Genomic DNA, 23298 nt, shown 5'->3' on the forward strand with positions numbered 1-23298 from the left:
CCTACTCGGCGTCGGGCTGCCGGTCCGGGGCGGCATTGGCAAACGCATCGAGCGCCAGACACGCCGCTTCGGCGGCCAGAAGGCGCGGATAGGCATAAACATCCACGCCAAAGCGGCGGGCATTGCCGAGCTGCGGCACCAGGCAGACATCGGCCAGTGTCGGCGCATCGCCAAAGCAGAACGGCCCCGGCTCGCGTGCGGCCATGACCTCCAGCGCCGCCAGCCCGCCGGCAATCACCTCGCCCGCCCATTTCGGACCGGCATTGTCATCCCCCGCCAGCGCCGAGACCTTTTTCAGGATGCTCAAATTCTGCAGCGGGTGAATCTCGCACGCTATCGCCAGCGCAAAGGCGCGCACCTGCGCTGCCCTCACCGGATCGGCCGGCACCATAAGCGGCTGCGGCTTCACCGCATCCAGATACTCGATGATGGCCAGCGACTGAGTCAGAACCGCTCCGTCATCGGTCTCAAGCGCCGGTACCAGCCCTTGCGGGTTGAGCTTCAGATAGCTTTCAGAACGCTGCTCGCCCTTGCGCAGATGGTGGGAGACCTGCCTTGCCTCAATACCCTTTAGGCCGAGCACGATGCGAATGCGCCAGGCGGCAGAGGAGCGAAAATATCCGTGCAAGATCATGGGGTTTTCCAGTGTTCCTAATGGCCGGAAGGCGTGCCGACCGTCACGTTCAGCGGTGCAAGCCCGTCAATCGCCACCTCTATCACATCGCCCGGCACCACCGCGCCAACGCCTGCAGGCGTGCCGGTATAGATGAGGTCGCCCGGCTCCACCCGGTACAGGCCGGAGAGATAGGCGATCACATCGGCCACCGGCCAGATCATGTCTGACAGGTCCGCGTCCTGACGCACCGCGCCGTTCACCGAGAGGCTGATACGGCCCTTTGCAGGGTCAAAGCCGTCACTGGCGGGCGTGATCAGGCCCAGCGGCTTGGACTGCTCGACATTCTTGGCGACATCCCACGGGCGGCCATGGGCCTTGGCATCGGCCTGCAGATCGCGCCGGGTCATGTCCAGCCCGGCGGCATAGCCATAGACATGATCCATCGCGCTTTCGGCGGGGATGTTGCGCCCGCCCTTGCCGATGGCGACGACCAGCTCGGCCTCGTAGTGATAATTGCTGGTCTTTTGCGGATAGGCGATTGTGCCGCCGCCGGTCGCTACCGTTTCGGCCCAGGCGGTGAAGAAGAAGGGCGGCTCGCGGTCCGGATCGGCGCCCATCTCGCGCGCATGGTCGGCATAGTTGCGCCCGACACAGAACAGGCGCCGCACGGGAAACTGCTTGCCATCGCCCGCAGGCGCAAGCACGGGCGGCAGGGGTTCGAATACAAGGGTCACGCTGATACTCCCGGAAGGGCGGCGCGGGTTCGCGCGAAAGGGTTGCGGCAACGAACAGCAGCCCACCCGAAAGCGCAAGGGGTTAGCGGCAGGCGGTGCCGGGCCGGTCAGGAGCCTAAACCGCCTCGCGCGCTTCCCCGTCATCCTCGCGGTCATGGCGCAGCGGCGCCAGACTGGCGACAACACAGTATGAGAGAATGTCCGTGCCGCGGTCCTGCCGGACCACGCAAGGGTGAATGGCGATACCGGAAAAACCCGCCTGCGCCAGCAGCGCGGCGATATAGTCCTGCCCGTGCGCAAACCGTCGGCTATCACGCAGCACGGTATCGCCCTCGCCCGCCTCGACGGTGAAGGCCAGCATGCCATCCGGCACAAGGGCATTGCGGCACCACGCGATGACGTTTTCCAGAGCACCGATATAGGCAAACACGTCGGCCGCCACGATCAGATCAAAGACCTCGCCACTGGCCTCCTGCCGGGCAATGTCACGCTTGTGCAAAGCATCATAGACGCCCTTGGCACCGGCCTCGGCCAGCATGCGCGCTGAGATGTCCACGCCTTCCAGACGGCCGCAATGCGGGCGCAGCACCTCGCCCATCAGGCCAGTGCCGCACCCCAGATCAAGCGCCTTGCCCGCATGACGGAAACCAGCCGCCTGCAGCCGCTGCATCAGGATTTCAGGGCCGCGATACTGGAGGCGCTCGACGAGGGCGCTATCAAAGTCCGGGGCATACTGGTCGAACAGCAATTCCACAAAGGCGGGCGGCATCGACTCCGCCAGTGGCACGGCGCGCGCCAGATCCAGCTTCAGGCTGGCGCCAAACGGGTCGGACGGATCAATCTCCAGCACGCGCGTCCAGGCATTGCCAGCCGCTTCGTCTTGTCCGGCATCCTGGTGATACTGGCCAAGCTGGAACCAGCCAGCCGTCCAGTGCGGCGCCAGGTCCAGCGCGCTCTTGAGCACGTCGATGGCGGCCTGCGTCTCACCGCGCGCCGCGAACTGCCCTGCATATTCGGCGCGCCGGTCCGCGACCGGATCACCAGAGGAAAACCGCGTCGCGGTCATGATTACAGCTTTCGAGACGGCCCGCTCATTTACCCTTGCCGGGTCACGCGGCGGACGGGGCGCTGCATGCAGCCCGCAAGGGCTGCTGCATCGCTATCGCCATTACGAGGGCGGTACCAAGCTGTCAATCACTCGCGCCTAGAGAATGCCCGGCAGGTTGAGCCCGTGCTCGCGCGCGCAGTCGGTGGCGATGTCATAGCCCGCATCGGCGTGACGCATCACGCCGGTCGCCGGGTCATTCCACAGAACGCGCTCCAGACGCCGGTCCGCGTCCGCGCTGCCATCACAGCAGATCACCATGCCCGAATGCTGGGAGAAGCCCATGCCGACCCCGCCGCCATGATGCAGGCTGACCCAGGTGGCGCCGGACGCCGTGTTCAGAAGCGCATTGAGGAGCGGCCAGTCGGAGACGGCATCAGACCCGTCCTTCATCGCCTCGGTCTCACGGTTGGGCGAGGCGACAGAGCCGCTATCGAGGTGATCGCGTCCGATGACGATTGGCGCTTTCAGTTCGCCATTGCGCACCATCTCGTTGAAGGCGAGGCCCGCCTTGTGACGGTCGCCAAGGCCAATCCAGCAGATGCGCGCGGGCAGGCCCTGAAACGCAATGCGTTCGGCGGCCATGTCCAGCCAGCGGTGAAGATGCGTGTTCTGAGGGAACAGCTCCTTCATCTTCGCATCGGTCTTGCGGATGTCTTCAGGATCACCGGACAGCGCGCACCAGCGGAACGGGCCGATACCCCGGCAGAAGAGCGGGCGTATGTAGGCGGGCACGAAACCGGGGAAGGCGAAGGCGTTCTCCAGCCCCTCCTCCAGTGCGACCTGACGGATATTATTGCCGTAATCGAGCGTCGGCACGCCCGCCTCATGGAAGGCCACCATCGCCGCGACATGGGTTTTCATGCTGGCGCGCGCGGCGCGCTCGACTTCCCTGGGATCGCTTTCCTGCTTTGACCGCCAGTCCGCCACGCTCCAGCCCTGCGGCAGATAGCCGTGTAAGGGGTCATGCGCGCTGGTCTGGTCGGTGACGATGTCGGGCCGGATTTCACCGGCTTCCATGCGGCGGACAAGTTCGGGGAAAATATCAGCCGCATTGCCGACGAGGCCGACCGATTTGGCTTCTCCGGCTGCGGTCCAGCGGGCGATCTTTTCCAGCGCCTCATCCAGTGTATGTGCTTTTTCGTCCAGGTATCTGGTGCGTATACGAAAATCGATGCGCGTCTCGTCGCACTCAACGGCAAGGCAGGATGCTCCGGCAAAGACTGCGGCCAGCGGCTGCGCCCCGCCCATACCGCCAAGACCGGCGGTGAGTATCCATTTGCCGGTCAGATCGCCTCCAAAGTGCTGGCGGCCCGCCTCGGCGAAGGTTTCATACGTGCCCTGCACGATGCCCTGCGTGCCGATATAGATCCACGAGCCAGCCGTCATCTGGCCGTACATCATCAGGCCCTGCTTATCGAGCGCGTTGAAATGCTCCCATGTCGCCCAGTGCGGCACCAGATTGGAATTGGCAATCAGCACGCGCGGCGCATCGGCATGGGTACGAAACACACCCACAGGCTTGCCCGACTGCACCAGCAGCGTCTCGTCCTCATTGAGGTCTTTAAGCGCCGCAACAATACCGTCAAACGCTTCCCAGTTGCGCGCCGCCCGGCCAATCCCGCCATAGACGACCAGCTCGTGCGGGTTCTCGGCAACATCCGGGTGCAGATTATTCATCAGCATGCGCAGCGGCGCTTCGGTCATCCAGCTTTTCGCATTCAGCGTGGTGCCGGTGGGCGGATAAATGTCGCGCGCATTGCGCCGTGTGCCGGTCATGATGTCACCTTCAGATCGGGCGCCAGCTCTTCCAGCCGGTGCAGGATTTCAGAGAGGACGGCGCGCAGGCTCGTGGCCTTCGCGTCGTCATAGGCAAAGGGCGCAGTTTCGCTTTGCAGATAAGCTGACTGGGCCAGCTCCATCTGGATCGCATGGACGCCAGTATCGGGCTTTCCGTAATGGCGGGTTGTCCAGCCGCCCTTGAATCGGCCATTGAGGACATGGCTGTAGCGCGCTGATTTACTGGCGATTTTGATCACTTCCCCAGACAGAACTTCAGCACAGCTCGTTCCGTCTGCCGTGCCGATGCACAGGTCCGGGAGTGTGCCATCAAACAGGAAGGGAATGCGCGAGCGGATGGAGTGCGCATCGTAGAGAATGGCCACGCCATGGCGCGCTTTGGCGGCGTCCAGCGCCGCCGCGACCGCCGCATGGTAGGGCGCATGATACGCCGCTACGCGCGCTGCTATCTCGTCCGTTGTAGGCGGCTCGGTCCAGATCGGCTCGCCATCAAAATCGGTATTGGCGACGAGCCCGGTCGTGTTCTGGCCGGGATAGAGGCTCGCCCCGTTGGGCGGCCGGTTCGGGTCGACCACATAGCGATGGAAGTTCGCCACTACCATTGCCGCGCCGGGGAGCAGCCCCTCATAGAGCCGGTCCACATGCCAGTCCGTATCGGCCAGGGCCTCACCCTTCGCGTTCAGCCGCGCACGTACCTTTTCGGGTAGCCAGGTGCCGGCATGCGGCACGGCGATGACGACCGGGCTGGTGCCTTGTCTGACGCTAACCGGGTTCACGGCGCGATCTCCAGACCCGCTGCGCGGATCAGCGCGCCGGAGCGCACCAGTTCGGCGGCACGCTCGATATCGCCCGCCATATAGCGGTCGGCTTCCAGCACCGGCACAGCCGCGCGCAGCGCCTCAATCGCGGCGATTAGCGCAGGCGAAGTCTGCAGCGGCGCGCGGAAGGCGATGCCCTGCGCCGCGCTCATCGCCTCGACGGCCAGGATGCGGGCAAGGTTGGCATTCATCCGCATCAGGCGCACGGCGGCGTGAGCCGCCATGGACACATGGTCTTCCTGATTGGCGGAGGTGGGCGTGGAATCGGTCGAGCACGGATTGGCCAGATGCTTGTTCTCGCTCATCAGGGCAGCGGTCGTGACCTCGGCGATCATGTAGCCGGAATTCAGGCCCGGCGCGGGGGTGAGGAAGGGCGGCAGATCATGATTGAGGTTAGGATCGACCAGAAGCGCGATGCGCCGCTGGGCAATCGCGCCTACTTCGGCAATCGCCAGCGCGATCATGTCCGCGGCGAAGGCCACCGGCTCTGCGTGGAAATTGCCGCCTGAAACAATGGCATCATCCAGCACCAGCGGATTGTCGGTGACGGCATTGGCTTCGATCTGAAGTGTCGCGCCCGCCTGGCGGAGCAGGTCCAGCGCCGCGCCCGCCACCTGCGGCTGGCAGCGTATGCAGTACGGGTCCTGCACGCGGGTATCATCCTCGCGATGACTGTCGCGTATCTGCGAGCCATCCATCAGGGCGCGCATGCGCTCCGCCACCTCGATCTGTCCACGATGACCCCGCAGGGCATGGATTTGCGGATGCAGGGGCGCGGTAGAGCCCATCGCCGCATCGGTGGAGAGGCAGGAGGTGAGCACGGCATTGGCGGTCATACGCAGCGCATCGAACAGCCCCGCCAGCGCCATGGCGGTGGAGAATTGCGTGCCGTTGATCAGGGCCAGACCCTCCTTGGCTTCAAGTACTATCGGTTTCAGGCCCGCTGCGCTGAGAGCCTTGCCGCCGGAAAGGCGCTTGCCCGCATGGATGGCTTCGCCCTCCCCGATCATTACTGCGGCCATGTGGGCCAGCGGGGCGAGATCACCCGACGCGCCGACCGAGCCCTGCAAGGGGATGACGGGCGTGACGCCGCGCTCCAGCATGGCTTCGATGAGCGCGATCAGCTCCCAGCGCACGCCTGACGCGCCGCGCCCCAGGCTCAAAAGCTTTAGCGCCATCATCAGGCGCACGATTGCCGCGTCAGTCTCATCGCCGACACCGCAGCAATGGGAGAGGATGAGATTACGCTGCAGCGTGCGCGTGTCGCCCGCAGCGATCTTCACATGGGCGAGCTTTCCAAAGCCGGTATTGACGCCATAAACCGCGTCCGCGCCTTGCGCAGCTTGTGCCACACGCGCAGCAGAGGCTTCCACGCCCTCGCGCGCGGAGGGATCAAGGCGGGCGGGCAAGCCCTCACGCCAGATGCGTTCAAGATCAGCGAGGCGGACCGAGCCGGGAATGAGGGTCAGCATGGGCGGCCTCCGAACATGCGTTGGTGAAGCGGGTTGAAGCCGATACGCCCGGCGAGTTCGGCCGGAATTTCAGCATCCCAGATGGCGAGGTCGGCGCGCTTGCCCGGCGCGATGATGCCCCGGTCATCAAGACCCAGCGCCTTCGCCGCGTTCAGCGTCACACCCCGTAGCGCCTCATCCGGCGTCAGGCGGAAGAGCGTGCAGCCCATATTCATGGTCAGCAGCAGGGATGTCAGGGGCGAGGAACCCGGATTGCAGTCCGTCGCCAGCGCCATGGGCACGCCATGCTGGCGCAAGGCGGCAATCGGCGGCAGCTTCGTCTCGCGCAGGAAGTAGAAGGCACCGGGGAGCAGCACGGCGACCATGCCGGCCTTGGCCATCGCCTTTGCATCGCCCTCATCGGCGTATTCGAGGTGGTCTGCTGACAGCGCGCCATAGCGCGCGGCGAGCTGTGTGCCGCCCTGCTGGGAAAGCTGTTCGGCGTGCAGTTTCACCGGCAGGCCGAGCGCCCTGCCTTCAGCGAATACACGCTCGATCTGGTCCGCGCTGAAGGCGATGTTCTCGCAGAACCCGTCCACCGCATCGGCGAGGCCCTCCGCGTGCGCGGCGCGCAAGGCGGGCAGGCATACCTCATCGATATAGGCATCCGCCCGGCCCTTGTATTCCGCAGGGATGGCATGCGCGCCAAGGAAGCTGGTGCGAATGGTGACAGGGCGTTCAGCCTCCAGCGCGCGCGCCACGCGCAGCATGGCCAGCTCGGTTTCGATGTCGAGACCATAGCCGGACTTTATCTCGACCGTCGCCACCCCTTCGGCCAGCAGCGCATCAAGGCGCGGCAGGGCTTCGGCGAGAAGCTGCGCTTCGCCAGCGCCGCGCGTCGCCGTGACGGTGGAGACGATGCCGCCCCCTGCCCGCGCGATCTCCTCATAGCTCGCGCCCTCAAGACGCAGCTCAAACTCGCGCGTGCGGTTGCCGCCATGGACGAGATGGGTGTGGCAGTCGATGAGCGCGGGCGTCACCAGACGCCCCTCCAGATCACGCGAAGGCGCCCTGGAATACGCGCCCGGCAGATCGCTCTGAAGCCCTGCCCACGCAATGCGTTCGCCTTCGATGACGATGGCACCGGGGCCAGTCACGGGCTCTACCGTCATGGCGAGCCTCGCGCCGGTCAGCACATGGGTGCGGGCGTGTTCCACCTTGATTCCTCCTGCAAGCCGGCCCATTAAGTATAGACTTAATATGCGAGTCAACGGAGCGGGCATGAGCGTCATTCACGCGGGCGAGGCACTTCTGGAATCCGGCTGGGCGCGCGATGTCCGCGTGGTACTGGAAGGGGATCGCATTACCTCAATAGAGGCAGGCGCTACCCCTCAGAGCGGCGATTACCGCACCGGAATCCTGCTGCCCGCACCCGCAAACCTGCACTCCCACGCCTTCCAGCGCGCCATGGCGGGCCTGACCGAGCGGCGCGGGGCCGACCCGTCGGATAATTTCTGGACCTGGCGCAAGGCGATGTACGCCTTCCTGGATGCCCTCACCCCTGATGATGTGGAGGCCATCGCTGCCTTCGTGCAGATGGAAATGCTCGAAGCTGGCTACGCCACCAATGTGGAATTTCACTATCTCCATCACGGCCCCGATGGCGCGGCCTATGACAATCCGGGCGAGATGAGCCACCGCATCGCCGCTGCCGCCAGCCAGACCGGTGTCGGCCTCACCCTGCTGCCTGTGCTCTACCAGCAGGGCGGGTGCGGTGGCCGTCCACTGGGCGCAGGCCAGATCCGTTTCGGCAATGATGTCAGCCGGTTCGAGCGCCTTGTTGAATCAGCCAGCGAAGCTTTGAAGCCCCTGCCCGCCGATACAAGGCTCGGCATTTCCGCGCATTCGCTGCGCGCGGTCAGCCGCGAGGGGCTGGCCGCCTGTATCGCGCTTGCGCCCGGTGCGCCGCTGCACATGCATCTGGCCGAGCAGACCGGCGAGGTGGAGGAAGTGCTGACAGCTTACGGCGCACGGCCCACCGAATGGCTGCTGGCCAATGCAGACGTGGACGCGCGCTGGTGCCTCATCCACTGCACGCAGATGAATGACGCAGAAACGCGCGCCCTCGCCCGTACAGGCGCAGTGGCGGGGCTGTGTCCGATCACCGAAGGCAATCTCGGCGATGGCATTTTCAACGGCACGACATGGCTGGAAGCCGGTGGGCGGTTCGGCGTCGGCTCGGACAGCAATGTGCGCATCTCCCTGTCAGAGGAATTGCGCCAGCTTGAATACTCCCAGCGCCTGCGTGACCGCAGCCGGGCGGCGCTTGCCACGCGCGAAAAGTCCGCCGGGCGGGTGCTGCTGGAAGGCGTGGCGAAAGGCGGCGCGCAGGCCGCAGGGCGCGAAGCGGGCGTGATCGCCGCCGGGAAACTGGCTGACCTCGTGGCGCTCGATACCGGCCATATCACGCTGGAAGGGCGTTCCGGCGATCTCACCCTCGATAGCTGGGTGTTCGCAGGCGATGACAGCATGGTCAGCGATGTCTGGGCCGCAGGCCGCCATCAGGTTCGCGAAGGACGCCATATCGCGCATGACGCGATTACCGGGCGCTATCGCGCCACGATCCGGCGTCTGGGAGCGCGCCTGTGACCGCCAGCGCCTATGCGTGGCAAAGCGTGCGGGCGGAGGCCCTGCGCCGTATCCGCACGCGCGAATGGCCACCGGGCGCGATGATCCCCAAAGAGGCTGAGATTGCGCAGGAGCTGGGCTGCGCGCGCGCCACGGTGAACCGGGCGCTGCGTGATCTGGCCGAGGCCGGTTATCTCGACCGGCGGCGCAAGGGCGGCACGCGCGTGACCGAGACGCCGGTGCGCCGCGCCGTGTTCGAGATTGCGATCATCCGCCATGAGGTGGAGCAGTCGGGCGCCAGCTATGGCTACACGCTGCTGGAAGACCGCATCGAGCGCCTGCCCGATGAGCTCGCCGCCACGCTGGACCAGCCGCGCGGCACGCGCTGGCGCCGCGTCATTGCCCTGCACAGCGCGGGCAAGCGGCCCTTCTGCCTGGAGGATCGCTGGCTGAACCCGGATCTGGTGCCAAAGGAGCGCGCGGACTTCGCTGCCTCCAGCGCCAATGAATGGCTGGTCCGCAACGTGCCGTTCACGGGCGGCGAGCTCAGCTTTCAGGCCCGCAAGGCCGATACCGCCCTCGCCTCCCGGCTCGGCTGCGCGCGGGGCAGCGCCGTCTTTGGCGTGGAGCGCATAACGCGTACCGATGATGCCGCCGTCACGGCCGTTACGCTGACCTATGCGCCGGGCTATCGCCTCACCACGACGCTAGGCTGAAATCCGCTCGGTAATCGCGCGGCCCATGCCTTCAGTGCCAACAAGACGGGTATCCTCGCCGCCCAGCAGATCGCCTGTGCGGTAACCGGCGTCGAGCACATCGCTCACCGCCTTTTCGGTCAGGTCAGCAAGGTCCGGCCGGCCCAGCTGGTAGCGCAGTGCCATGGCCAGGCTGAGGATGGCCGCGCACGGATTGGCGATGCCCTTGCCCGCAATGTCCGGCGCGGAGCCGTGGATCGGCTCATAGAGGCCCGGCAAGCCCGGCTCGCCCAGCGCGGCAGAGGGCAGCATGCCCAGCGACCCGGTCAGCATGGCCGCCGCATCGGAGAGAATGTCGCCAAACAGATTATCGGTCAGGATCACGTCAAACTGGCGCGGATCGCGCACCAGCTGCATCGCGCAGTTATCGGCATACATGTGGGACAGCGCCACATCGCCATATTCACGCGCATGCAGGGCGGTGACGGTCTCGCGCCAGAGCAGGCCGGATTCCATCACATTGGCTTTTTCCACCGAGCACACCCTGCCCTCGCGCTGGCGGGCCAGATCAAAGGCCATGCGCGCGACGCGCTCGATCTCGGGCGTGGTATAGCTTTGCGTGTTGAAGCCGCGCTTTGTGCCGTCGGGCAGGGTTTCGATGCCGCGCGGCTCGCCGAAATAGACCCCGCCGATCAGCTCACGCACGAAGAGAATGTCGAGGCCGTCGATCACGTCGCGTTTAAGCGTGGAGGCATCCGCCAGCGCCGGGAAGCACAATGCCGGGCGCAGATTGGCGTAGAGGCCCAGACCTTTGCGCAGATTGAGAAGCCCCTGTTCGGGACGCAATTCGTAAGACACACCCTGCCATTTCGGCCCGCCGACAGCGCCCATCAGCACCGCGTCGCTGGCTTTGGCCATTTCAAGGACGTGCGGTGCCAGCGGCGTGCCGTGGCGGTCCAGCGACGCCCCGCCTATGTCACCGTTCTCCACGTTCAGGCCAAGACCGTGATGGGCGTTGAGCCCGTCAATAACGCGCCGGACTTCCGCCAGCACTTCAGGGCCAATGCCATCTCCGGGAAGCAGAAGCAGTTTCATCCGTATTACCCGCCAACTTCAACACACCGTGCGAAACTGCGCGACACGGGGAAATTACGCAAGTGCAGCAAAGCGGCGCTGGCAGTGCAGGCGGGGCTGTGCCTTAGTCTTCGGCGCTGTCATCCGCGTCTTCGCTGCTATCGCGGGGCGCATCGGCTGTTGCTTGTGCCGCTTCCTCGCGGCGGCGCGCCTCCAGCGCATCCAGCTCCCGCAGGGCTGACGTGCCTTCAAACATCCGCCGGAACACGCCGGGAGCCAGCGCCGACAGCGGATTGGCAGAAACACGCGTGGCGTCAAACGGGCCCTCGGCGGCAAAGGTCACGCCGACAATGCCCTCACCCCGGCGCGAGGTCAGCAATTCCCCCACAACCGGCAGATTGCCCAGCACGGAGTTCAGCCCGTAGGACGGCAGGATCGTGCCGGAGAGGTTCATCCGCTCACCAGCCGTATCAACCACGCCCGTCCAGGTCAGCCCGAGAGAGGGCCCCGCCACACGGCCTTCACGCATTTCCAGCAGCCCGTCGGCAAAGGCGTAGTCGACCTCCAGGCGTTCAAAATCGATGCCTTGGCCCGAGAAGAGGCTGCCGAGCCCTTCCAGCGATCCGGCTGCCAGAATGCGCGCCAGAAGCGGCATCTGCTCCAGCCGGAATCCGTTTGCCAGCAGGCGCCCCTGAACACCGCCCGGCGTGCCCGCAGGCGGCAGCAGCCCCTCAAGCTCCATCGTGCCGCCGGTAATCGTGCCGAACCCGCCAAGCGTTGTGAGCACCGCGCCTGCATCGGCGCTTCGAGCCGACAATAGCCGCATCCCGTCGGGCTGGGGCGCGACCGCAAGCGAGATCTCCCCGCGCGGCAGGGCCGCCTGCAGATTAAGCCGCTGCAGGCCTTGCGCATCTGACTCCAGCGCCAGTCCGACAGCGCCATAGCGCACCCGCCCGGCCTGGACCGTCTCCACATCGGCGATCAACGATACCGCGCCAGCGCCCTCTCCGCTGAACAGCCGGCCCGATACGAGATTTGAGATCAGGTCACTCGCATCGAGAAAGCGCCCGGAGATGCGAATATCCAGCGGGCCCTCGCTGCCATCCGGCCTGCTGGCGCTGATGGCCAGATCGGACCGTCCTCCGACAATCACGCGTTCAAACCCGGCACTGAGCAAAAGCCCGTCTGCTGCCAGACTTGCCTGTCCGCGAATATCCACTTCATCGCCCAGTACGGCCAGACGGCTGATTTCAAGCCCGCCTTCGGCTGAGCGTTCGGCTACCATCTCCAGCGCGGCGGGCATGCCGCGCGGCTTGGTCCACAGATTCGCCGGCAGCACCAGAGCCGCGTCGGTGAGATCACCCATCACGACATAGCGCGAGAAATCCAGGCCATTGCCGACAAAGGTGGCATCGAGACCAATCTGTCCGTCAATAATCCCGCGCGCGGGTATGCCGGCCAGATCGAGATCACGCGCATCCGCGTTGGAAACGATCCGCACCCGTGTGCCCAGCTCGCCCTCCGGCGTCTGGAACCGCTCACGCCACTCCAGACGCGCCAGTGACCGGCCGATACGTACATCGCCGCTCGCCTCCAGACCTGCACTGTCCGCCTGGAAGCTGATATCGCCGTCAGTGAAGCGCACTTCGCCGACACCACTGGGACCGGCAGCGCCCGAAAAACGCCCCGACACATCAAAGCCGATATCCTCGTATGGCACATCGCGCAGCATGGGACGGGTGATCTCGAAACGGACCGCGCCCTCCCCTTCAAGCGTCTGCGGATCAAACCCGTAACCGCTCGCCAGATTGAGAGGCGGCTGGTCGAGCAGGGCCACCAGGCCGGATAGCAAGCCGCGCCCCTCTCCGCCAAAGCGGGCTGGCGCGCCGCGCGGATTGAAGCGCGGTATCTCGACGAAAAGCGTATCGATCTCCAGCGCGTCTATGCGCGCTGAACGTCCTGTCAGACTGAGTGAATTGCCGCGCAGCACAGCCGAACCCGAAAGCCCGGTCAGCGGCGTCATGGTGGAGATATAGCGCGCTGTGGCATTGCTGAAATCAAAGCTGACCGTCAGATCTTCATCATCCAGCATCCCGGCATTGAACGCCTCGGCGGGAATGTTGATGTCCGCGCGCAGATTGCGCGCCTCGCCTGCAAGCACATTGGCCTCTACCCAGTCGCGCCCGCCCAGCGCAAACTCCACCGGCCACAGCGCCAGCACTGCGTCCTTGCGTATAACGCCGTCTACATCGCCCTCGATGCGGATGGCGGGCCTGCGCCCTTCCTCCGTCTCGTCGAGCCCCAGACGCCCGGACAGGCTGGCGGTGACATCGAGAAATTCGGCTTCCCCGTCATCAATGAAGAGTTCGAGTGACCGGGTATCGAGCCGCCCCGAAAACGCACCGCGCGACCAGGCAAACGGCCCTTGCAGGGTACCCGGCAGGATCAGCTCTCCTGCGCCCAGAACCAGCTCGTACCGGGCGCGCGAAGGCAGCAGATTATCGTAACCGGCAAAGCCATGCAGACGGCCCGATACGTCCAGCCGCAAACGTTCGCTGTCCAGCTGCAGGGCGCGCAGCTCCAGCTCCCCGCCAGCGGCGTCCAGCGATGCGCTGACATGCGCAGACTCTATTCCCAGCGCGCCATCTGCACCGCGGAACACGCCCGCTCCCGCATCAAGGGTCAGCTCCACGGCGCGCAGCCCGGCTGACCGGCTGGCATCAAGAACCAGATCGACATCGAGCGGGACATCAAAGGCGCCGAGCCGCCCCCACACACCCTGCAGATTGCCGAGCGTGGCGGGAACCAGTCCCTGTGCCGAAAAGGCCAGAAACATGGTGTCAAAATTGGCGCCGGTCTCAAGCTCGACCGTAACCGGCACGGCGCCTGCAGGGGCCAGAAACCCGGCATTGGCAGACACCTGCACGGCGCGCCCATCGCGCTCCAGCGCCAGCTCGGCATCAGCAAACCGGGCCGAAAGCCCGCTGATCGCGTCTTCCACCCGCAGTTCCGCGCCGCTGATGCGCGCGCGCTGCAGGCGTGCAAGCACGGTTCCCGCCGCATCATCGCCGCTTGTGTCTCCGGCCTGCGCGGTCCGGCCGCCCAGCGAGGCGCTCACCACGCCGGACCCATCACGGCGTACGGTAAAGACACCGCCTACCGCATTGATCTCCACCGGACGGATGCGCCCGATGACCAGCTGGTCCAGCGCCAGCGCCAGCTCCACCTGCTCGGCTGTGGCCAGCACCGCGCCGCCGGGCCCGTCAACCTCCAGCTGACGCATGTCGATAACGAGCGCGCGGCTGTCCGGCGCATAGCGGATACTGGCACTGCCATAGCGGGCTTCTTCGCCGCCAAGCGCAGTGGCAATGGCGGGCCGCAAACCGGCCACCACCGCATCGACATCGACCGGACCACTGGCCAGCCGCCACAGCAATGCCGCCGCAGCAAAGATGGCGAGCGCCATCAGAACGGCAATCGCCTCCAGCGTGTAGATCAGGAAAAGGCGGGCGCTTCGGACTAGCACGGCTACCTGTATGTCAGCGTAATACTGGACGGACGCGTCCGGGCACCCACATCTTGCCCGGAACCAATCGGCACACTTGTCAGCAAACCAGGGAGTAAACTCTTGAGCACACTCAAACCCGGCGACGCAGCCCCCGGCTTCTCGATGCCCACCGACAGTGCAGGCACTGTTTCGCTGTCTGACTTCAAGGGCAAGAGCGTGGTTCTCTATTTCTACCCGAAAGATGACACTCCGGGCTGCACGAAGGAAGCTATCGGGTTTAGCGGCAAAATTGACGAGTTCGAGGCGGCAGGTGCAGTTGTGATCGGCGTATCCAAGGATACAGTCGCCAAACATGGCAAGTTCCGCGCCAAGCATGAACTTGCCGTGATACTGGCCTCCGATGCCGAAGGCGATGTAACCGAGCGCTACGGCGTCTGGCAGGAAAAGCAGATGTACGGCAAGACGTACTGGGGTATTGAGCGCTCCACCTTCCTTATCGGCCCGGACGGCAAGCTGAAAGCGGTCTGGCGCAAGGTAAAGGTGCCCGGCCACGTCGAAGAGGTGCTCGAAACGGTGAAGTCCGGCTCGTGAGCGTTTCTGCCCAGGATGCCATTATTGCCGTATTGCAGAGCGCAGAACCGCAGGCGAAGGCGCAACGCGCACGCGAAACCGCATCCCTGTGGGACGGCGGCGCGCTGGCCTTTGACCCGGACTGGCACGATCATGTGCCGGACCGCCCGGCCCGGCCGGAGCGACCCCGTCTCGTCCCGCCTGCGCGCGTGCCGCGCCGCCGCCTGAACAGCGAGGCGGGACGCGCGGCCCTGCTGCACGCCGTGGCCCATATCGAGTTTAACGCCATTGATCTGGCGTTTGACATGGCCCTCCGGTTTGGCAGCGCGGCCGAACTGGAGGGAGATGCGCGTCATGCCTTCCTCACTGACTGGATCCGCATTGGCGACGACGAGGCACGCCACTTCCAGATGGTCAGTGTCCGCCTGTCAGAACTGGGGACGGCCTATGGCGATCTGGACGCTCATGACGGGCTGTGGGCTGCGGCGATGGCGACGTCGGACGATATTGCCGCGCGCCTTGCCATTGCCCCTCTGGTGCTGGAGGCGCGCGGGCTGGACGTGACGCCGGGCATGATCGAGCGTCTTCAGTCCGCAGGTGATGATGACAGCGCGAACATCCTCAGGACGATTTACACTGAGGAGATCGGCCATGTCGCCGCCGGACGGCGCTGGCTGGACCATGTCTGCGAGCAGCGGGGCGAGAACGCCCGCGAGACCTTCCATCGCCTCGTCCGGGAACGATTCCCCGGCGGCTTGAAGCTGCCTGTCAACGCTCTGGCACGCGCCGAAGCGGGACTCGAGCCGGACTTCTACGAAACACTGCTTCCGTAATGACCGCTTAACACTTTGAATTAAAAAAGATTTAATTTTGCCCAACGCGGATACGGCCCGAAGGTTGCATCCGATTGCATGGAACTGGTTGAAAACCGTCACATTACTGTGCGAGTGTTTCGTCTTCGAGGCGGGATTTCAACGAAAAACCGGGCGGGAGCGCATGGTGAAACGTCTTCTCGCCGGCCCATGGGAGCTGATAAAGCAACGCTTCCCGGACCGGCAGATATACCATCGCAGTGATGGCCACGTGCGATACTTCGCCGTGACCACGGAGATGCAGGTGGGAGCCTTGGCGGCCGCATGCGGCCTCGCCATCTGGCTCACTATCTCCACTGTCAACATGATCCTTGAGAGCCGGACGGAGATGATCCGCTCGGCCCGGTTCAACGAAACCATCACCGCTTATCAGGCACAGCTTGAAGAAGCCCGCGCGGCAGAGGCCGCGGCCATCGCCTTCCTGGAGTCACGCAGCGACGCTTTCGACCGCACAGCCGGCGAATTCCAGGTGCGCCATGACACGGTCCGCCGCCTGCTTGATTTCGCCGAAGACCTGCAGATTGGCGAACGCCAGCTGAGCCCCAGCCTCGATAATGGCCGTATTCTGATGGCTGCCAGCACCGCTGAAGCGGCGCCGCGCGAATCCCTGATCCGCACCGTCGCCCATTCAGGCGATGGAAGCCCCGCCGAAGAACGCGTGGCGGGCCTGATGACCGATCAGGAAGACGCGCTGGCCCAGGCGGAAGAGTCCGCCGAATCCCGGCTGGAGAATTTGCGCGCAGTCCTGCGCCTCACGGGTTTGCGCCTCGAGGAAGTGGTACGTGAAGGCCGGTCCGGCGATGGCGGCACCGGCGGACCGTTTGTGGCGCTCGACAACGCCGCCCTCATGGGCGAAGGGCTGGATCTGTCCGATCCGTTCAATGCGCGCGTGGCGCGTATCGCATCCCGGCTCGTCGAACTGGAAGAGCTGGAACGCGCACTTTCCGCGACGCCGCTAAACCTTCCGGTTTCGGGACCGTACCGGGATACCAGCCCTTACGGCTCACGCATTGACCCGTTCACCCGCCGTCCCGCCTTCCACACCGGACGCGACTTCGCAGGTGCTCGCGGCACGCCGATTACTGCTGGCGCAGCGGGCAGTGTCGTTTACGCAGGCTGGCGCTCGGGCTATGGTAGAACCGTGGAGATCGACCATGGCTACGGGTTCAGGACGCGCTATGCGCACCTGCACACGATCGACGTTCGCCGCGGTGATGTGGTGGAAGCAGGCCAGCGCCTTGGAGGAATGGGCACGACCGGGCGTTCGACAGCAACGCATCTTCACTACGAAGTCTGGTTCAGGGGTAACCACCTGGACCCTGAGCGTTTCTTGAGAGCAGGACATTATGTTCAATAAAAAGGCCTCCCCCGCCCCGGAAACGGGAAGCCCGCCGCCCCCAGCAAAAAGGTCCGCCATGAAATCGAAAGCCCCCTCCATTCTCAGCGCTGATCTGACGATCACGGGCTCCATCTCCTCCGAAGGCGAGGTTCAGCTCGATGGCGTCGTCGAGGGCGATGTTCGCGCCGGATCGCTCAGCATCGGAGAGGAAGCCACGGTAAAGGGCGAAGTGGTGGCCGAAAGCGTCGTTGTACGCGGCCGCGTTGAAGGCTCGGTGCGCGCCCGTCAGGTGCAGCTCGCCGCGACCGCCCGCATCGAAGGTGACATTATTCACGCCACGCTCGCCGTTGAAAGCGGTGCGTATTTTGACGGCCATTGCCGCCGTTCGTCCGATCCGCTCGCTGACAAGAAATCAGGTAGCGCGGACTCCATCACGCAGGACAAGCCGAAAGTGGCCGCCTCCTCCATGCCGCCCGCCCCGCCGAGCTCTGCAGCGGCAGCGCCGCGCCCGGCAGCAGCGGCCAATAGCGACCCGTTCGCCTCCAAGGCATAGGCCTTACGTCACAAGCCAATACGATAAAGGGCGGCTCGAATTGAGCCGCCTTTTTTTGTTTTCTTGCCAATCGCGCCCCGGTGGTTGCGCGTCAGGCCTCCGCTTCCCCGCCGACGCGCGCAGCGAGGGCCGCGGCCATGAAGGCATCCAGATCCCCGTCCAGCACGCCCTGCGTATCGGAGGTTTCGACGTTTGTCCGCAAATCCTTGACCATCTGATAGGGCTGCAGGACGTAGGAGCGGATCTGGTGGCCCCAGCCGATATCCGTCTTGGCGTCGGCCTCTGCCTGCGCGGCCGCCTCGCGCTTTTGCAGCTCCAGCTCGTACAGGCGCGCACGCAGCATGTTCCACGCCGTGTCGCGGTTCTTGTGCTGGGAGCGGTCAGCCTGACACTGCACCACAATACCCGTCGGTTCGTGGGTCAGGCGGATGGCGCTATCGGTCTTGTTGACGTGCTGGCCGCCTGCGCCAGAGGCGCGGAACGTGTCGGTACGCACATCCTTGTCGAGTATCTCGATCTCGATCGTGTCATCGATCAGCGGATAGGCCCAGACGCTGGCAAAGCTGGTATGGCGGCGCCCTGAGCTGTCATAGGGCGATATGCGCACCAGGCGGTGAACACCCGCCTCGGTTTTCAGCCAGCCATAGGCGTTCTCGCCCTTGATGAGCAGGGTTGCCGATTTCAGGCCGGCTTCCTCGCCTGCCTGCTCCTCGATTACGTCCACCTTGTAGCCGGAGCTCTGCGCCCAGCGCGAATACATCCGCGTCAGCATCGCAGCCCAGTCCTGGGCCTCGGTACCGCCCGCGCCCGGATGGATCTCGATATAGCAATCATTGCCGTCCGCTTCGCCAGACAGCAGCGCTTCCAGCTCTGCGCGCCCTGCCCGCTCACGCACGGCCTTGAGCGCCGTCACGGCCTCCTGATAGAGGTCCTCATCGCCTTCAATGTCGGCAAGCTCTGCCAGCTCCACCGTCTCGGACAGCTCTGCCTCGATCTCGCGGACCGTGGTCATCTGGCGGTCGAGCTGGTTGCGCTCGCGCATCAGGCTTTGCGCGCGGGCAGCATCATTCCAGAAGTCAGGCGCTTCCGCGCGCGCGTTCAGTTCATCAAGGCGTGCTTCAGCCTGATCCCAGTCAAAGACGCCTCCTCAGCAGTTCCAGTGACTGCTCGATGGAGGATTTGAAGGACGCGATGTCAGCGCGCATGAGAAACCCGTTTCGCTGCGGAAAGTAAAATCGCCCCGGAACATGGGGCCACAAGGCGCATAGCCAACACGGCCGGACCACACAAGGCCCGCGCTGTATCGGCAGTCATTGCCCCGGCGCGTTGATCAGTAAATTCCGTCCAGACTTTCCTGCGCATCTTGCGTTTCGCTGTCCTCGCGCTCGCCCTCACGCAGGCGGCCCGAGCCAAAGCTCAGCGTCTCTTCCTCGCGGCTGGCCCCGCGCACCGGCTCGGTACCGGGACGGAACGCTTCAAGGATCACGCCTGCCCGGCCGAGCACGGACGGTTCGCCCGAGCGCGCATCAATCGGCACCAGGCGCACCCCTTCAGGCACACGGAACGGCGCAACAGGATAGTCGTCAAGGATCGGCGCGAAGGTATCGCGCGCAATCGGCGCAGCGGCTCGGCCGCCCGCCTCGCCGGAACCCAGCGGCGCCGGCGTGTCAAAACCGACATACACACCGACCACCAGGTCGGGCGTAAAGCCGACAAACCAGGCATCGCGGAATTCATTGGTCGTGCCGGTCTTGCCGGCAACCGGGCGGCCAAGCGCGTTCAGCGCGCTGCCTGTGCCGCGGCGCACCGCGCCTTCCAGCATGGAGACAACCTGATAGGCCGTGACGGGATCGACGACCTCCTCGCCCAGCTCGGCAAGCTCCGGCTCGGCCAGCCCGTCGCGCCATTCTTCCACATCGCATGCCACGCATTCACGCTGGTCGTGTACATAGATGGTCTGGCCGGTACGGTCCTGCACCCGGTCGATCAGGGTTGGCGTCACACGCCGCCCGCCATTGACCAGCGCGCCATAGGCACTCATCAGGCGCCACAGCGTCGTCTCGCCTGCGCCAAGGGACATGGACAGCACCGGGTCCATCCGGTCGTAAATCCCGAAGCGCTGCGCATATTCGGCGATGGGCTCCATGCCCGTATCCTGCGCCAGACGCACGGTCATGACGTTACGCGACAGCTCCAGCCCGAGCCTCATGGTCGACGGGCCATAGAACTGGTCTGAATAGTTGGACGGGCGATAGAAGCGGGCATCCCCGCCCCCTGTCGCCGCAAACGGCGCGTCCAGAATGATGCTCGCGGGCGTAAAGCCATTGTCCAGCGCGGCAGCATACACAAACGGCTTGAACGAGGAGCCGGGCTGGCGGCGCGCCTGCGTGGCACGGTTGAACTGGCTCTGCTGGAAGGAATAGCCGCCAATCATGGCCATCACCCGGCCGGTATACGGATCAAGCGCCATCACCGCGCCATTGACCTCGGGCACCTGGCGCAGGGCGTACTCCTCGCCGTCTTCGGACAGGCGCTGTACCAGCACCACATCGCCCAGTTCCAGCACATCAGATGCGCGCTGTATGGACGGGCCAAGCACCGGGAAATTGGTCGTGGAGGATCGCGACGGACGGCGCGCCCATCTCAGCTCGGACAACGGTATCGTGCCTCTGGCCCGGTCAGCCATACCGATCGACACATCGCCATCGCGCACTTCCAGCACCACGGCGTGGGTCCAGCCTTCATCGAGATCGCGCGGCACCTCGATGTCGGCCAGCTGTTCCGGCCAGGCATCAAAATCCTCAAGCGTGGCCAGAGGTCCGCGATAGCCGTAGCGGCGGTCATATTCCAGCAGGCCTGCGCGCAGCGCCGAGCGGGCTGCCAGCTGGGCCCGCGTATTGAGCGAGGTGCGCACCGACAGGCCGCCGGAATAAAGCTGCTCCTCGCCATACATATTGAAGAGCTCGCGGCGTACTTCCTCGACGAAATATTCCGCAGCCAGATAGGTCTCGCCCTGCAGCCGGCGGACAGTTTCCAGCGGCTGGGCCTGCGCTTCGCGCATCTCCGCTTCCGTGATGAAGCCGTTGACGTGCATGCGCGCGAGCACATAGTTGCGCCGGGCAATGGCCGCTTCGGTACGCCGCTCCGGGTGGTAGTTGTTCGGCGCCTTGGGCAGGGCTGCGAGATAGGCAATCTCGTGCAGCTCCAGCTCGTCCAGCGAGCTGTCAAAATAGTTCAGCGCAGCAGCCGCCACCCCATAGGCGCGATTGCCGAGGAAAATCTCGTTGAGATAAAGCTCCAGAATGCGGTCCTTGGTGAAGGCGCGCTCCATGCGCATGGCCAGCACCATCTCCTGCACCTTGCGCCCAACGCGCTGTTCGGAGGTGAGCAGGAAGTTCTTGGCAACCTGCTGGGTGATGGTCGACCCGCCCTCAAGGCGCCTGCCATTGAGGATATTGCCGATATTGGCAATCGCGGCGCGGACCATACCCGTCAGATCGATACCGCCATGATTGTAGAAATTGGCATCCTCGGCAGCGAGGAAGGCTTCAACCACGTGCGGCGGAATGGCCTCAATCGGCACAAAGACCCGCCGCTCGAAGGCATATTCCGCAATCAGCAGGCCGTCACCGGCATGCATCCGGCTCATGATGGGCGGTTCGTACTCGGCCAGCTGCTCATAGTCTGGCAGGTCCTCGGTGACCTGAACGACATAGATCGACACCGCCACAAGAGCGACAATGCCCACGATGGCGATGGTTGATCCTGCCCAGAGGGCCAGCTTGCCGAAATTTTTCACACTGAAAACTGCCATGTATATCGCCCGTCCAGCCCATGCCGCCTGCCTGATGGCCGCGGCAGCAGACCATGCCCCTCACTGCGGCGGCATTATGACGTGATGAGCCTGATCCGTCCAAGCCGGTTTCAGGCAAGTGTACTAGCGCAGCGCCGGACCACCGGCATTGCTGCCCGCAGCGGCTGTGCGCACCGGCCCGGAATTGTTGCAGACGGCAAAATAGCTATCGATGGAATCGGCCACAGCTGTCATCAGGCGCTGGCGGTAGGCCGGGGTGTTGAGATTGCGCGAGTCGTCCGGGTTGGTCATGAAGCCCATCTCGAACAGAACGGCCGGTATCTGGGAATCCAGCAGCACCCAGAAGCCCCGCTCCAGTGGTTCGTGCCGGAAGAGCGGCGTGATCGAGGAGGATGCCTCCAGAATTGAAGCGGCGAAGATCAGCGACTGATTGCGCTTTTCCTGCAGTGACATTTCCAGCAGCAGATTGTTCACCTGCTCGGTGCGCGATGCGCTGGTCTGCAGCCACTCACCGTCCTGACGCGCGCGGTTACGCGCCCGGTTGGTGCCCGAATCCGACAGCGTGTAGACAGCCGCGCCGCGCGGCCCGGTAGCACCGTTCGGTGCGGCATCGGCGTGCAGGGAAATGAAGATGTCGGCCTGCGCCCGGCGCGCCACCTGGATGCGGTCATCCAGCTCCAGGAAAATGTCCCGGTCACGCGTCATGATGACTTCATACCGGCCACGCGCATTCAAAATGTCACGCAGCGCCAGTCCGGCAGCCAGCGCCAGCTGTGATTCCGACACGCCGCCAAACCGGCCAGGCGCGCCCGGATCGCGCCCGCCATGGCCGGGATCGATGACGATGCGCGGGCGCTCGCAGCGCGGCGGCACGTACGATACCTGCACACGCTCGGCCAGATATTGCGTCAGCGTATGGCCCGCGACATCGAAACCCGTACTGGCCGTAACGACCGCGGCAGGCGCCGGTTCGATGTCAATGACGATGCGGTGGCCGCCCTCGCCCGGAGGCAGGCTGAAGCTCTCGCGCACCCGCGCGCTCTCGGTAAGGTCAAAGATCAGGCGGGGTGTCTGCGCGGCCGGTTCAAAGCGGAAGCGTCCGGCAAGGCCGTGTCCCTGCCCCTGCCCGCCATCCAGACCGCTTACGGCCCAGCCGGCACCGGGTATGTCGACAACAAGCCGCGGCGATACTTCGCCGGAGGCAAAGGCGCGAAACTCCATCTCGGAGCGGGTCTCGATGACGATGCGGGTATGGGTGTCGTGTACACCAAAGCGCACAGCGACGATCTCGTCTGCATAGGCGAATCCGGCGGCCAGCATGGCCAGCAACGCCGCCGCGCATGCCGTGAGGCTCGATAGTCCCTTGCTGGTCGCCACCGCCATCACCCTCTGTAAATTGCACCCTCATGCGGCCTGCTTGAACGCAGGTCTCATACAGAAGATACCACGCGCCGGTTTCGATTCGGTTACCAGCGCGTAACGATAATCGCTGGCTAGCACGGATAAGCTTGCTTTTCATCCCGGAGCGAATGGTGCATGGTGTGCTTCGGTGTTGATAACGCTGTCAGCCAGTCCGGCATTTGCTGGCGCCTGACACGCTTCACTACCTCGCCCCGCGCGAAACGGAGTCTGGCCAACGCCACTGGCTTCTGAAGCGGACCAACGGGGCAGCAAAGATTTACCGGGCAGACGCCGCGGGCCGCTTATCCGGTTCTGCGCGC

18 protein-coding genes are annotated in these 23298 nt (G+C 64.7%); 6 read left to right on the forward strand and 12 right to left on the reverse strand.

The genetic code is table 11. The annotated features are described in order from the left end of the window. Nucleotide 1: 1 nt before the first annotated feature. The 7 genes from maiA to hutI all read right to left on the reverse strand — a co-directional run bounded on the left by maiA (nt 2) and on the right by hutI (nt 7696). Nucleotides 2-634 carry a maleylacetoacetate isomerase gene (gene maiA, locus X907_RS09450; RefSeq protein WP_127567389.1) on the reverse strand — a complete coding sequence of 211 codons (633 nt, stop codon included), beginning with the start codon at nt 632-634 and terminating at the stop codon, nt 2-4. 17 nt (nt 635-651) lie between these two features. Beyond that, complete coding sequence (locus X907_RS09455; protein ID WP_127567391.1) at nt 652-1350, reverse strand: fumarylacetoacetate hydrolase family protein; 699 nt, start codon at nt 1348-1350, stop codon at nt 652-654. Nucleotides 1351-1465: 115 nt separating this feature from the next. After that, nucleotides 1466-2416 carry a methyltransferase gene (locus X907_RS09460; RefSeq protein WP_127567393.1) on the reverse strand — a complete coding sequence of 317 codons (951 nt, stop codon included), beginning with the start codon at nt 2414-2416 and terminating at the stop codon, nt 1466-1468. A gap of 138 nt (nt 2417-2554) precedes the next feature. Beyond that, nucleotides 2555-4234: a urocanate hydratase gene (hutU, locus tag X907_RS09465; protein ID WP_127567395.1), complete on the reverse strand. Its 1680-nt coding sequence runs from the start codon at nt 4232-4234 to the stop codon at nt 2555-2557. Further along, nucleotides 4231-5031, reverse strand: coding sequence for an N-formylglutamate deformylase (gene hutG / locus X907_RS09470; RefSeq protein WP_127567397.1), 801 nt, complete (start codon nt 5029-5031; stop codon nt 4231-4233). The genes hutU and hutG overlap by 4 nt, the downstream gene beginning before the upstream one ends. After that, entirely contained in the window at nt 5028-6545 is a 1518-nt protein-coding gene (gene hutH, locus X907_RS09475; protein WP_127567399.1) for a histidine ammonia-lyase, read from the reverse strand. Before hutH ends, hutG begins: the two co-directional genes overlap by 4 nt. Continuing rightward, on the reverse strand, nt 6539-7696 hold the full coding sequence (hutI, locus tag X907_RS09480) for an imidazolonepropionase (protein ID WP_127569439.1): 1158 nt from the start codon (nt 7694-7696) through the stop codon (nt 6539-6541). The genes hutH and hutI overlap by 7 nt, the downstream gene beginning before the upstream one ends. Before the next feature lie 109 nt (nt 7697-7805). On the opposite strand from hutI, the gene X907_RS09485 reads away from it, so the two are divergent. Further along, nucleotides 7806-9173, forward strand: coding sequence for a formimidoylglutamate deiminase (locus X907_RS09485; RefSeq protein WP_127567401.1), 1368 nt, complete (start codon nt 7806-7808; stop codon nt 9171-9173). Continuing rightward, nucleotides 9170-9868 (forward strand): GntR family transcriptional regulator, encoded by a 699-nt coding sequence (locus X907_RS09490; RefSeq protein WP_233352283.1) that lies wholly within the window; start codon nt 9170-9172, stop codon nt 9866-9868. The genes X907_RS09485 and X907_RS09490 overlap by 4 nt, the downstream gene beginning before the upstream one ends. Here X907_RS09490 and leuB read toward each other — a convergent pair. Both leuB and X907_RS09500 read right to left on the reverse strand, forming a co-directional pair. Further along, nucleotides 9860-10942, reverse strand: a complete 1083-nt coding sequence (gene leuB / locus X907_RS09495) for a 3-isopropylmalate dehydrogenase (RefSeq protein WP_127567403.1) — start codon at nt 10940-10942, stop codon at nt 9860-9862. The two genes, X907_RS09490 and leuB, sit on opposite strands and share 9 nt — an antisense overlap. Before the next feature lie 103 nt (nt 10943-11045). Next, the gene (locus X907_RS09500) at nt 11046-14447 is read right to left on the reverse strand and encodes a YhdP family protein (protein WP_127567405.1); all 3402 of its coding nucleotides are present in this window, start codon (nt 14445-14447) and stop codon (nt 11046-11048) included. A 102-nt stretch (nt 14448-14549) separates the two neighbouring features. Here X907_RS09500 and bcp point away from each other — a divergent pair, with 102 nt between their 5' ends. The 4 genes from bcp (at nt 14550) to X907_RS09520 (ending at nt 17763) form a co-directional block, all read left to right on the forward strand. Beyond that, nucleotides 14550-15020 (forward strand): thioredoxin-dependent thiol peroxidase, encoded by a 471-nt coding sequence (bcp, locus tag X907_RS09505; RefSeq protein ID WP_127567407.1) that lies wholly within the window; start codon nt 14550-14552, stop codon nt 15018-15020. Beyond that, a complete protein-coding gene (locus X907_RS09510) occupies nt 15017-15832 on the forward strand; it encodes a ferritin-like domain-containing protein (RefSeq protein WP_127567409.1) in 816 nt (271 codons plus the stop codon). Before bcp ends, X907_RS09510 begins: the two co-directional genes overlap by 4 nt. Nucleotides 15833-15995: 163 nt before the next feature. Then, nucleotides 15996-17228: a M23 family metallopeptidase gene (locus X907_RS09515; protein ID WP_127567411.1), complete on the forward strand. Its 1233-nt coding sequence runs from the start codon at nt 15996-15998 to the stop codon at nt 17226-17228. 58 nt (nt 17229-17286) lie between these two features. After that, complete coding sequence (locus X907_RS09520; RefSeq protein ID WP_233352284.1) at nt 17287-17763, forward strand: bactofilin family protein; 477 nt, start codon at nt 17287-17289, stop codon at nt 17761-17763. Nucleotides 17764-17854: 91 nt separating this feature from the next. Here X907_RS09520 and prfB read toward each other — a convergent pair. From prfB to X907_RS09535, 3 genes are all read right to left on the reverse strand, one after another. After that, a protein-coding gene (prfB, locus tag X907_RS09525) for a peptide chain release factor 2 (protein ID WP_127567416.1) occupies nt 17855-18968 on the reverse strand; the annotation gives its coding sequence in 2 pieces (ribosomal slippage) (nt 17855-18898 and nt 18900-18968; 1113 coding nt in all). 125 nt (nt 18969-19093) lie between these two features. Next, nucleotides 19094-21577, reverse strand: coding sequence for a penicillin-binding protein 1A (locus X907_RS09530; RefSeq protein ID WP_127567418.1), 2484 nt, complete (start codon nt 21575-21577; stop codon nt 19094-19096). Between the two features lie 123 nt (nt 21578-21700). Then, nucleotides 21701-22954, reverse strand: coding sequence for an N-acetylmuramoyl-L-alanine amidase (locus X907_RS09535; protein WP_170175521.1), 1254 nt, complete (start codon nt 22952-22954; stop codon nt 21701-21703). Between the last annotated feature and the right edge of the window lie 344 nt (nt 22955-23298).

Source organism: Glycocaulis alkaliphilus (assembly GCF_004000605.1).
Taxonomy (GTDB): domain Bacteria; phylum Pseudomonadota; class Alphaproteobacteria; order Caulobacterales; family Maricaulaceae; genus Glycocaulis; species Glycocaulis alkaliphilus.

Excerpts from the sequence above, each read along its gene's own strand:
- maiA (WP_127567389.1), bottom strand. The coding sequence starts at position 634 with ATGATCTTGCACGGATATTTTCGCTCCTCTGCCGCCTGGCGCATTCGC.
- X907_RS09460 (WP_127567393.1), bottom strand. The coding sequence starts at position 2,416 with ATGACCGCGACGCGGTTTTCCTCTGGTGATCCGGTCGCGGACCGGCGC.
- hutU (WP_127567395.1), bottom strand. The coding sequence starts at position 4,234 with ATGACCGGCACACGGCGCAATGCGCGCGACATTTATCCGCCCACCGGC.
- hutH (WP_127567399.1), bottom strand. The coding sequence starts at position 6,545 with ATGCTGACCCTCATTCCCGGCTCGGTCCGCCTCGCTGATCTTGAACGC.
- hutI (WP_127569439.1), bottom strand. The coding sequence starts at position 7,696 with ATGACGGTAGAGCCCGTGACTGGCCCCGGTGCCATCGTCATCGAAGGC.
- X907_RS09485 (WP_127567401.1), top strand. The coding sequence starts at position 7,806 with ATGAGCGTCATTCACGCGGGCGAGGCACTTCTGGAATCCGGCTGGGCG.
- leuB (WP_127567403.1), bottom strand. The coding sequence starts at position 10,942 with ATGAAACTGCTTCTGCTTCCCGGAGATGGCATTGGCCCTGAAGTGCTG.
- X907_RS09515 (WP_127567411.1), top strand. The coding sequence starts at position 15,996 with ATGGTGAAACGTCTTCTCGCCGGCCCATGGGAGCTGATAAAGCAACGC.
- X907_RS09520 (WP_233352284.1), top strand. The coding sequence starts at position 17,287 with ATGAAATCGAAAGCCCCCTCCATTCTCAGCGCTGATCTGACGATCACG.
- X907_RS09530 (WP_127567418.1), bottom strand. The coding sequence starts at position 21,577 with ATGGCAGTTTTCAGTGTGAAAAATTTCGGCAAGCTGGCCCTCTGGGCA.